Raw genomic sequence first — 7,928 nt, forward strand, 5'->3', positions numbered from 1 at the left:
GGGCGTCGTTTACGCTCCCGACTGCCCGCTACGGCGGGGCGGTCACGGGTCGCATCCACCCGCCTCCACGCTATGTGGGGGCGGGTTGGGGCATGTTGACGAATACCCACGCCGAGCGTGCGCGGTCGCGTACGTTGACCCCGGCGACGACGTCGGCGGGCCCAGCGAGACCGCACCGGCGACATTCAAAGTGGTCCCGCGTGGGACGGTTGGTCCTGGCGGTGTGTCCGCAGCGCGGGCAGCGCTGCGAGGTGTAGGCCGCATCCACCTCGATGAACGGCACCCCGGCGCGGCGTGCCTTATAGGCGATGAAGGCGCCGAGTTGGTGGAAGGGCCAGGACGACAGGCGTGCCCGCTGGTCGCGTGGAACCGTGACCCGTCCGCGGATCCCACTCAGGTCTTCGAGTGCGATGCCGCGTCCGGTGCGTGCCGCGACGGCGACGACCTGCTTGGAAATCGTGTGGTTGACGTGGGTGGCGTGCCGCGCCTCGCGGCGGGCCCGCTTCTTCAGCCGCCGGGCGGCCGATCGGGTGCGGGTGGCCTGGAGTTCGGCGCGTTTGCGGGCCTGCCACCGCCGGTACCGGGAAAGGCGGCGGCCCTGGTGGTTGTCGCCGTCTGAGGTGGTGGCCAGGTTGACGATGCCGCGATCCACCCCCACCCAGTCGACCGGCTCGAACACGCCCGGTTCGGGGACGTCGCAGGTGGCGAGCAGAAACCACTTCCCGTCCCGGTACATCAGGTCCGATTCGCCCTTGCGGTGGTCGGTCAGCATCTTGGCCTGGTCGGGAGAGCAGGCGAACCGCAGGTTCCTGCACCGTCCCCCCGTGGTCCAGATGCTGACCGTGCCCGCGTCCAACTGCCACGACAAATTGCGGTCGTCGAAGGTGTGGGCGGCGTCGGTGCGGAAGGCGATGGGTTTGGACTCGGCTTTGCGGCGGCGCTTGGATGCCGGGCCGCCGAGGTTGCCGTTGCGGATGTTGGCCCGCAGGGTGGTGTAGGCGTCCACGACCCGCTTGATCACGTGCTGGGCGGCCTGGGCGCCCAGCCCGGCCGCTTTGAGGTCGCCGTAGCACAGCCTCCGCAGGGGCAGTTCACGGCAGCGCAGCCCGAACTCCTCGAACGCCACGGCCGAGACCTGGTTGGCGGCGGTGTTGACGTGGTGCAGTGTGTCAGCCAGTGCCGACGCCTGCTCGGGCGTCGGCAGCAGCTTGACCTGCACCACCAGTTTCACAGTCCGTGACTATAGCATTACAAACTCTAGGTTGTCTGGGGCCCAGACGGAGCGGCGCCGGGGCGCCGCGTACGACAGAAGCGATTCCTCCCGGCCCTGAAGGACCGGGATTCCTCGCTACAAGCCCGCTGAAACCAGCAGCGGTGGGTGTGGGAGCGCCGCTCAGGGGGTGAGGACGGTGCGGCAGGTGGTGGTTATCCAGGGGTCGATGGTGGATGGGGGTGGGGTGCCGTTCAGGAGGTGGCGGCGGACGGCGCCGTAGGGGACGTCGACCGTGGCGAAGAGGAGGCGTTCGCGGTCGAGGTCCGGGTGGCGCTCGATGAAGGCGTCGAGGGCGGCGTCCGCCTCGCGGTTCACCGAGGCGAACTCGGCGGGCCATTCGGCGACCAGGTCCTGGCGCCGGTAGAGCAGCAGGACGGCGGCCTCGTCGAGGTGGGAGCGGCACCAGCGGGGCGTGTGGAGCGCGGCCGACTCGGCGTCGTCCGAGGCCAGGGCCGCGATGAAGCCCTGCTGGAAGCGATGCGCGCAGCGCGTCCAGAGAGTGGCGAGCAGCAGGTCGCGAGAGCCGAACCGGTGGTAGATCGAGCCGGACGGGGCGCCGAGCCGGGCGGCGATGGCACCGATCGTGGCGGCGCCGGGCCCGTTCTCGGCGATCACTGCCAGCGCGGCATCCAGGACCTGGTCCTCGCTGAACTTGGCCGGTCTTCCCAAGGGGCGTCTCCCGTGTTAGTAGTGGTGTCATTCTAGAACACCATCTCTAAAAGGAGCGTGCCACATGGCCGCCGACTCGGACGTCGTCGCCGGGTTCTACACCGCCGCTCAGGCGCGGGACGCCGCCGCGATCCTCGCTCTGCTGCATCCCGGGTTCGAGGCCCATACCGCGCCTGGCCTGCCATGTGGCGCCGGCGGGGCATTCCACGGGCCCGAGGAGACACTCGCCCGTGTATGGGGCGCCGTTTTCGCGGAGTACGACACCGCGCCCTACGCCGAGACCTGGCATGAGACGGAGGACGGGCTCGTGGTGGTGACCGGCCGCTACCGGGGCACGGCCCGCGCGACGGGACGTCCTTACGAGGCCGAGTTCGTCCACCTGTGGCGCGTTGCCGACGGGCGGATCGCGTGGCTTCACCAGTACACCGACACCGCCCGGTGGCACGAGGCCCTGCTCCCCGCCTGACCGCCGCTGGACCCGCGGACGGGGCGCCTGCCGGACACGCGGACGGGACGCCGCCATCCGGGGGCGAGTTCGGGATGTCGGGTGTCCGGTTCGTGCCAGTTCGGCGTGGAACCGGGCGGGCGGGCGGCGCATCGATATCTGCGAGTTCGGTTCGATATGGGGGGTTCTTGTGAAGCGTGCAGTGCCGGTCATCTCCGTCCTCGCGGTCGGTGGCGCCCTGCTGCTCAGTGGGTGCCAGAGCACCTCGCACCGGTGCGTCAACGGCAAGTGCCACGTGACCGTGAGCGGCGCCGGGCAGACCGTGGAGGTCAACGACGTCGACGTCACCGTCTCGCAGATCTCCACGGAGGGGATGACGGTGTCGGCGGGCGGGTCCGCGCCGGCCGTGATCGCGAACGGGGAGAGCGCGCAGGTCGGGCCGGTGTCGATCCGGGTGACCTCGATCGATGGGCAGAAGGTCAAGTTCGACCTGGAATAGGGGTCCGGGGGCCGGGCGCCGGCGTGTGAGCGGTTTGTGAGCGGCGCCCGGCAGCCTCCGGGGCATGGATTACGCGTTTCAGGCCGAGGGCCTGGTCAAACGGTTCGGCAAGACGACCGCGCTGGCGGGGGTGGAGCTCGCGGCGCGGCCGGGAACGGTGCTGGGCGTCCTCGGCCCCAACGGCGCGGGGAAGACGACCGCGGTACGGATCCTCGCGACGCTGCTGCGTCCCGACGCGGGGCGGGCGGAGGTCTGCGGGCTGGACGTCGTCCGCGACGCGGCGAAGGTGCGGGAGCTGGTCGGCCTCACCGGGCAGTACGCGTCCGTGGACGAGGACCTCACCGCGACCGAGAACCTCGTCCTCATCGGGCGGCTGCTCGACATGCGGAAGGCGGAGGCGCAGGCGCGGGCGGCCGAACTGCTGGAGCGGTTCGAGCTCACCGACGACGCCGGGCGCCGGGTCTCCACGTACTCGGGCGGGATGCGGCGCCGCCTCGACCTCGCCGCCAGCATGATCGGACGGCCCGCCGTGATCTTCCTGGACGAGCCGACGACCGGCCTCGATCCGGGACGGCGGGAGGAGGCGTGGCGGCTGATCCGGTCGATGACCGGCGGCGGCGGGACGGTCCTGCTGACCACCCAGTACCTGGAGGAGGCCGACGCCCTCGCCGACGAGATCACCGTCATCGACCGCGGGGCCGCGATCGCGTCCGGCACGCCCGCCGAGCTGAAGCGGATCGCGGGCGGGCAGACGATCATCGTCCGGCCGCGCGACCCGGGGCGGCTGGACGAGGTCGCCGCGATCCTGCGCGCGGTGTCGGGACGCGAGGTCGAGCCGCCGCACCGGGACGTCGTCTCGGTGCCGGTCGACGGGGACGGCGACTTCACCGAGACCGTCCGCCGCCTGGACGCCGCCGGGATCGGCGTCACCGAACTGTCGCTGCGGCTGCCCAGCCTGGACGAGGTCTTCTTCACCCTGACCGGCCACCGCACGGACGAGAAGGAGGCCGCGGCATGAGCGACGTCGACCAGGAGGCCGCCCTTCCCCAGGGAGCACGCATGACGGACATCGTTCTCGAATCCGGCGCCCGGCGGGTCGCGCGGCCGCGTTTCCGGCTCGCCCGGCACAGCCTGCTGCTCGCGGGGCGGAGCCTGACCAAGACGCGGCGCAGCCCGGGGGTGCTGAGCGACGCGCTGTTCATGCCGATCCTCTTCCTGCTGCTGTTCGTGTACCTGTTCGGCGGCGCGGTGTCCGGCTCGACGCGCGCGTACCTGCAGTACGTGTTCCCCGGCGTGCTGGTCATGACGATGCTGCTCGCCGGGATGCTCGCGACCGGGCTCAGCATCAACACCGACATCAAGAAGGGGGTCTTCGACCGGTTCCGCAGCCTGCCGATCGGACGTTCCGCACCGCTCGTCGGGATCGTCCTCGGCGACATGGTCCGGTACGTGGTCGCGGCCGTGGTGCTGTTCGCGACCGGTTACCTGATGGGCTTCCGCGTCCAGACGGACGTGGTGTCGGCGCTGGCGGCAACGGGCCTGGCGACCGCGCTGGGCTTCGCGCTGGGCTGGGCCAACGTGCTCATCGGCGTCCTGATCAGGGAGGAGGTCATCGTGCAGACGGTGGCGTTCCTCGGCATCTTCCCGCTGGCGTTCGGCACCAACATGGTCGTCCCGGCGGACACGATGCCCGGCTGGCTCCAGGCGTGGGTCAAGGTCAACCCGGTCAGCGACGCGGTGGACGCCTCGCGGGGCCTGCTGATCGGCGGGCCGGTGGCGGAACCGGCGACGGCGACGCTGCTGTGGTCGGCGGGGTTCCTGGTCGTGTTCGGGCCGCTCGCCGTCGCCGTCTACCGGCGCCGCAGCTGATCGTCCAGCAGGGCGAGCGCGCCGTTCACGTCCCGCCCGCGGCCCCGGTCGTAGGCGGCGCGGTAGGCGCGTCCGCCCAGGTCGCGGCGGAGGCGGCGGGTGAGGCCGGCGACGTCGGGGTTGAACGCGTCGGGCGCGCCCCGCAGGACGGACGCGGCACCGAGCACCTCGGCCGCCGCGCCCGGATCGGCGGCGGCGCGCAGTCGGGCGATCGCATATCCGGCGACGGCGGCGATCGGCATGTCGGGGCCGTCGACGGCGAGGGCGAGTGCCCTGCGCAGGTGCCGGCGCGCCGCCGCCGGGTCGTCCCGTCCGATCGCCATCTGGCCGTGCGCCGCCTCCAGCAGCGAGCCGAACTGCGGGTAGGACGGGACGCGGTCGAGGTCGCGCCGGGCGGCGGCATAGTGCTCGGCGGCCCCGTCCGCGTCACCGGCGTGCCGGGCGAGGTCGCCGAGCGCGATCCGGACGTGCACCAGGTAGCGGGACGGGGTCGCGGCGCCCGGCGCCACCATCGCGGCCAACTCCTCGCGCGCCGTGCGGACGTCGCCGGAGTAGGCCCGCGCGACGGCGAGCATCACCCGCTGCATGGACGTGTCGGCGTCCTGGTCCAGTTCGCGCAGCAGCCCGATGGACTCCTCCAGCGCTTCGACCGCATCGTCGAAGTGCCCGTCGACGGTCTGCGCCCCGGCCGCGAAGGTGAGCGCTAGCGCCAGCCCGGCCCGCTCCCCGGCCTCGCGGAACCCCCGCTGGGCCACGGCGATGTCGGCGCGCATCTGCCCCATCTCACCCTGGTTGCCGTTGAGCATGGCGCGCATCAGGTGCAGCGCCGCGCGCGTCCACGGATCGTCCTCGGGCAGCCGCCGGTCGATGGCCGCGACACCACCGGCCGGGTCGTCGTTCAGCAGCGCCGCCGCCGGCTCGATCAGCGCACCCAGCGGATGCCCGGTCGGCGCGGAGAGGGGCTGCCCCGTCGGCGCGGCGACGGGCTGCCCGGTCGGCGTGTACTCGCCGATCAGTGGGTCGTCGCGCGCGTCGCCCCCGGCCATGACGGTGTTGAACACGTAGCCGCCGAGCGCCGCCGCCTCGCCCGGCACCGGGCGCGGGCGCGGAACCGTGAGCGCGAGCCGCAGCCGCCGCGCCGCCTCCGCGTGGTCGCCCTGGATCATCCAGAACGTGGCGAGCGCGGCACCCATCCGGACGGCCGCCTCCGCGTCGCCCTCGTCGACGGCGTGCTGCAGAGCGGCGAGCAGGTTGTCGCGCTCCGCCGTGAGCAGCCGGATCCAGGCCAGCTGCTCGGGACGCCGCAGGTGCGGCTCGGCCTGTTCGGCCAGCTCAAGGAAGCACTGGACATGCGCGTCCCGCGTCTTGCCGATCTCCACCGCGCCCGCCAGCTGCTCCAGCCCGTACTCACGGATCGTCTCCAGCATGCGGAAGCGCGGCTCGGGCCCGTCGACGCCCTGCAGAAGCGAGCGGTCGACGAGCGAATCGAGGAGTTCCAGGGAATCGCGGGCGCCGGTCACCTTGGCCGCGCTCTCGGGCGTGATCGTGCCGGAGAACACCGACAGCCGCTCGGCGAAACGGCGTTCCGGCTCGTCCAGGAGGTCCCAGCTCCAGGCGACGACGGCGCGCAGCGTGCGATGCCGGGGCAGCGCCGTTCTGCTCCCGCCGGTCAGCAGCCGGAAGCGGTCGTCCAGCCGAGCCGCGAGCTGCTCCAGGGACATCGAGCGCAGCCGGGCGGCGGCCAGCTCGATCGCGAGCGGCAGCCCGTCCAGGCGGCGGCAGATCTCCTCGACGGCTTGCTCGTCCGCCGCGAATCCCGGCCGGACGACCGCCGCCCGCTCGGCGAACAGCTCGGCGGACGAGCGGGCTTCGAGCGGCGGAACCGGGCAGAGCGCCTCGCCGCCGACGCCGAGCCGCTCCCGGCTCGTCGCGAGGACGCGCAGGCTGGGGCAGGCGCCGAGCAGCTCGTCCGCCAGCCGGGCCGCCGCGTCCACGACGTGCTCGCAGTTGTCCAGGACGATCAGCGTCTCGTCGGCGGACAGCGCCTCGACCAGCCGATGCGTGCCGTCCCGGAGCCCGAGGACGCCCGCGACCGCCCCGGGCACGTCGGCCGGATCATGGACCGCGGCCAGCTCGACCAGCCAGACCCCGCCGGGGAACCGCCCCGCCAGATCGTCCCCGACCTTCGTCGCGAGCCGCGTCTTGCCCGCCCCGCCGGGCCCGACGAGGGTGACGAGCCGCCCGTCCCAAAGCGCCCGCGCGACCCACGCGCACTCACTCTCCCGGCCGACGAAGCTGGTCGGCGGCACCCGCAGATTCCCGCGCGCCCGCTCCCTGGGGGCGGCCCGCAGGACGGTCAGGTAGGCGTCCTGCAGTTCCTCGCCGGGATCGGCGCCCAACTCGTCCGCCAGCACGCCCCGGAACTGCTCGAAGGCCGCCAGTGCCTCGGCCGACCGGCCGCCCCGGTGGAGCGCCTCGACGAGCAGTGCCCGGGGCCGCTCCCGCAGCGGATGCAGCGCCGCCAGCTCCTCCAGCTCAGCGACCAGCGGCGCGGGATCTCCCCCGGCGGCCAGCTCGGCGGCCACCCGATCCTCGACCGCCGAGACCCGGAGCGCCTCCAACCGGACGGCCGCCGCGTCCGCGAAGGGAAGCCCGGCCGCATCGACCAGCGCGTCCCCGCGCCACAGCCGAAGCGCCTCCCGCAACCGCTTCGCCGCGGCCTCGGCGTCCCCGTCCCGGAGCGCCCGCTTGCCCTCCCCGGCCAACCGCTCGAACTCCGGAGCATCGACGGACTCGGCGTCCAGGACGTAACCACCGGGCACCGACCGCAGCCGCCCGTCCGGCAGGCACCGCCGCAACCGCGAGACCAGCGCCTGCAACGCATGCACGCCAGGACCGCCCTCGGGCCACAACGCCTGGACGAGCGCCTCGGCTCCGACCGTCCGCCCGGGTTCCAGCGCCAACCGGACCAGCAACGCCCGCAACCGGGCCCCGCCGACGACGACATCACGCCCCTGGTCCGTCACGACCAACGGCCCGAGGATCAGAACCCGCACCCCTCAACTCTGCCATTCGGCGCTAGTACGGCAGTCCGAGATCGTGATTTGAGCTGGTAGCGGCCGGTTCGTAACGCAGGACAGCCGCCCGATGATCTTCGAGTTGTGACGCAAGAA

General features: G+C 72.8%; 7 protein-coding genes. 4 read left to right on the forward strand and 3 right to left on the reverse strand.

The window, feature by feature from the left end:
• Window positions 1–70: 70 nt before the first annotated feature.
• The gene (locus tag ABZ806_RS16755; RefSeq protein WP_500218183.1) at window positions 71–1,231 is read right to left on the reverse strand and encodes an RNA-guided endonuclease InsQ/TnpB family protein; all 1,161 of its coding nucleotides are present in this window, start codon (window positions 1,229–1,231) and stop codon (window positions 71–73) included.
• A 162-nt stretch (window positions 1,232–1,393) separates the two neighbouring features.
• Window positions 1,394–1,942, reverse strand: coding sequence for a TetR/AcrR family transcriptional regulator (locus tag ABZ806_RS16760; RefSeq protein WP_500218184.1), 549 nt, complete (start codon window positions 1,940–1,942; stop codon window positions 1,394–1,396).
• 64 nt (window positions 1,943–2,006) lie between these two features.
• Between ABZ806_RS16760 and ABZ806_RS16765 the strand changes: the two genes are divergently transcribed.
• The 4 genes from ABZ806_RS16765 to ABZ806_RS16780 all read left to right on the forward strand — a co-directional run bounded on the left by ABZ806_RS16765 (window position 2,007) and on the right by ABZ806_RS16780 (window position 4,755).
• Window positions 2,007–2,408: a nuclear transport factor 2 family protein gene (locus ABZ806_RS16765; RefSeq protein ID WP_500218185.1), complete on the forward strand. Its 402-nt coding sequence runs from the start codon at window positions 2,007–2,009 to the stop codon at window positions 2,406–2,408.
• Window positions 2,409–2,577: 169 nt separating this feature from the next.
• The gene (locus ABZ806_RS16770) at window positions 2,578–2,886 is read left to right on the forward strand and encodes a hypothetical protein (protein WP_500218186.1); all 309 of its coding nucleotides are present in this window, start codon (window positions 2,578–2,580) and stop codon (window positions 2,884–2,886) included.
• Between the two features lie 64 nt (window positions 2,887–2,950).
• Window positions 2,951–3,904: an ATP-binding cassette domain-containing protein gene (locus ABZ806_RS16775; RefSeq protein WP_500218187.1), complete on the forward strand. Its 954-nt coding sequence runs from the start codon at window positions 2,951–2,953 to the stop codon at window positions 3,902–3,904.
• Window positions 3,901–4,755 (forward strand): ABC transporter permease, encoded by an 855-nt coding sequence (locus tag ABZ806_RS16780; protein ID WP_500218188.1) that lies wholly within the window; start codon window positions 3,901–3,903, stop codon window positions 4,753–4,755. Before ABZ806_RS16775 ends, ABZ806_RS16780 begins: the two co-directional genes overlap by 4 nt.
• Here the strand turns inward: ABZ806_RS16780 and ABZ806_RS16785 are convergent.
• On the reverse strand, window positions 4,737–7,811 hold the full coding sequence (locus tag ABZ806_RS16785) for an ATP-binding protein (protein ID WP_500218189.1): 3,075 nt from the start codon (window positions 7,809–7,811) through the stop codon (window positions 4,737–4,739). The genes ABZ806_RS16780 and ABZ806_RS16785 overlap by 19 nt on opposite strands.
• Between the last annotated feature and the right edge of the window lie 117 nt (window positions 7,812–7,928).

The sequence above is a fragment of the Spirillospora sp. NPDC047418 genome, from assembly GCF_040643275.1.
Classification (GTDB): domain Bacteria; phylum Actinomycetota; class Actinomycetes; order Streptosporangiales; family Streptosporangiaceae; genus Spirillospora.

What these genes read in the sequence shown, in the direction of transcription:
- ABZ806_RS16775 (WP_500218187.1), top strand. Translation starts at nt 2,951, where the DNA reads ATGGATTACGCGTTTCAGGCCGAGGGCCTGGTCAAACGGTTCGGCAAG.
- ABZ806_RS16765 (WP_500218185.1), top strand. Translation starts at nt 2,007, where the DNA reads ATGGCCGCCGACTCGGACGTCGTCGCCGGGTTCTACACCGCCGCTCAG.
- ABZ806_RS16780 (WP_500218188.1), top strand. Translation starts at nt 3,901, where the DNA reads ATGAGCGACGTCGACCAGGAGGCCGCCCTTCCCCAGGGAGCACGCATG.